The sequence below is a fragment of the Cupriavidus sp. UME77 genome (genome assembly GCF_014170355.1).
In the GTDB taxonomy this organism is placed as follows: Bacteria; Pseudomonadota; Gammaproteobacteria; order Burkholderiales; family Burkholderiaceae; genus Cupriavidus; species Cupriavidus basilensis.
Map to the genome: position 1 here is coordinate 1 of NZ_LZZU01000042.1, position 2,139 is coordinate 2,139.

Consider the following 2,139-nt stretch of genomic DNA (forward strand, 5'->3'; position numbering starts at 1 on the left):
GTGGGGGGAGGCGGGGCTGAGGGGAGTGCTGCGGCGGCTACGGCTGGGATGGCGGATCGATTTAATCGACAGTTGCATCCTGATGAGAAGACAGCGATCAAAACACGGGCCAATGGTGACGAGGCTGAAGAGAAGCGCTTGACCAAGGCGGCGTGCTATGTTGTCCAATGCTGGGCTCAGTTTCCGGTTGGCAGTGAGGAATACAATAAATCCTACGTAAACGTCATGGAAGCTGGTGCGTTGGAAAATGAGATTCAGTGGGTGAGTCTACAAAAGCAGGCCGGCTTGTTCAATTATACTGCGACCCAAAAACTAGTCGATTCCCTTTGGAGCGACCCGAAGGGGGCCGCAATAGAAACTGGAAAAATTGTGACCGGTGGGCTTGCTCTTTTGTCGGGTACTGCACTGTGCTCGTCAACTGCAGCTGGTTGCGTACCCGGGTCACTCATGATGGCATTCGGTAGTAGCGACGCCACTGAAGGGATGACTGGCATTATGAATCGCCTTAGTGGCGACAGGAGCGCTGGATACAATCCGGTTCGAAGTATTTTCAACCAGGCTTACCCGACTTTCGGAAACACTATCTATGATGGTTTGAATCTGGCCACTTCACTCATGGCGCTAAATGCACAAGTTCCGCTGAAAATCGGCGTGGCGGACGGATTAAATCGTCCAAAATCGATGTTTGGCGTTACTGTTTCCACATTCGACAACTTAAAGCTTATGCCAATTACTAATATGCCAATAGCCAGTGGATCGAATCAGGCATTGAGTTTGTATGGGGTGGTATCAAAGTCAAATACATTTGTTAATGATATTAGATCCACAGGGGGCGAGAAGTGATTTCAATTAACAGCCTGAGAACTATCCTGGTTGTTGGATGTGCATCCATTTTGTCTGGTGGGTGGGGCTTTGTTATCGCGGCGTTCGTGGCGATCAAGTTCAATCTCGATGAGAGTACTGCAATTATCTGGGTTGCGCTCCCACTATTCGCCATCATTTTTGTTTGGGGTTTAATATATCTTCCTAATCCTCTCCGACGTGCGGGGATTATAAAATAAGTGTTAGCTTTAACCGGCAGTTGTATCTGACCTTTTTTCGGAGAAGCTGGCGTGAACTAGCAGTCTGGATGCTGCCGATCAGTTTGCAAAAATGTCACAGTAAATATTTGAATGACAACATTATGCTTCGCCAGAAAAAAAGAACCGTGATGGAAGATCGCGTTCCTTACAGCATGATAAGAGCATGGATTTTTTCTCGTTATTACAGCTATTGCAGGTCAAAGCTCAATCACAAAAACCAATGGGTCGAGGGCGAGAGTGAGGTTGGGTATGCCTATGACGAACTGGATAACTCTTTTGAGCTTCCAATAGAAAAATTGATGCTTGAGGTTTTGACTCTTATTCTTGATGCTGGGCGCGGATCAGAGCGGGCAATAACATATCATCGTAAGGCTATTGCAGATTTGCTTGAAAATAATGATCTGTCTGAGATGCTTAAAAATATTCCGATGGATGAGGTAGAGGAATTTAAGATTGATATTAATATTTTGGGAGTTATTTGAAATTCAGCTAGATTTTCGTCCTGTGATGCCGACTCGCGCCGGGCGTGCGCTAAGGCTATGGCATCGCACCTTCGCGCGGAGGTATAGACAGGTGAGCATCGCGCGAAGTGTTCGCCGCGTGGCGACGTTTCGTGTCGTACACCCCGTCGTCGCCGATGGAATCGACCGGCTCATCCATCGGGATTTGATCGAGCAGCACATGCGAAATATGACTCCAGGCCAAATCACTATATCTAATAAATTCAAGGGGCTTAAATAATGGAATTTATTGATTTGACTGAGGGGATGGATTTTTTGAATTTCATCGAGACCCTTGGTCCGCTCGCTTGGCAAAAATTTGAATCCAGGTATCCAGAAATTCAATTTAGAGGTCAGCAACCGAAAATGGAAGATAGGTCGGCGATGCCGCCTTATACTAGCTTTCGATTTGAGAATGAACACCCGGAAGTAGTTCATAGACTTGGATTCGCGGTAGAAACATACAGCGGAGAGATTGAGTGGGTCATGGAAGGACACTCGCGAGAAATGTTTCCGGGAACAACAAACTGGGTTATCTATCCAAAGAGAACATCTGA

3 protein-coding genes and 1 pseudogene are annotated in these 2,139 nt (G+C 46.7%); 3 read left to right on the plus strand and 1 reads right to left on the minus strand.

Annotation, left to right across the window (positions count from 1 at the left end; translation table 11 throughout):
- Together A9975_RS15150 and imm2 are read left to right on the plus strand one after the other, a co-directional pair.
- Window positions 1-843, plus strand: an 843-nt coding sequence (locus tag A9975_RS15150; protein WP_220810775.1) for a hypothetical protein, incomplete at its 5' end; no start/stop codon positions are given.
- A 286-nt stretch (window positions 844-1,129) separates the two neighbouring features.
- Window positions 1,130-1,564: an Imm2 family immunity protein gene (gene imm2 / locus A9975_RS15155; RefSeq protein WP_183033508.1), complete on the plus strand. Its 435-nt coding sequence runs from the start codon at window positions 1,130-1,132 to the stop codon at window positions 1,562-1,564.
- Window positions 1,565-1,622: 58 nt separating this feature from the next.
- On the opposite strand, the pseudogene A9975_RS38095 reads toward imm2, so the two are convergent.
- Window positions 1,623-1,763 (minus strand): annotated as a pseudogene (locus A9975_RS38095) (IS5/IS1182 family transposase); the annotation flags it as partial.
- A 59-nt stretch (window positions 1,764-1,822) separates the two neighbouring features.
- Between A9975_RS38095 and A9975_RS37800 the strand changes: the two are divergent.
- Window positions 1,823-2,139 (plus strand): hypothetical protein (locus A9975_RS37800; RefSeq protein ID WP_220810776.1); only part of this gene is annotated, 317 nt, incomplete at its 3' end.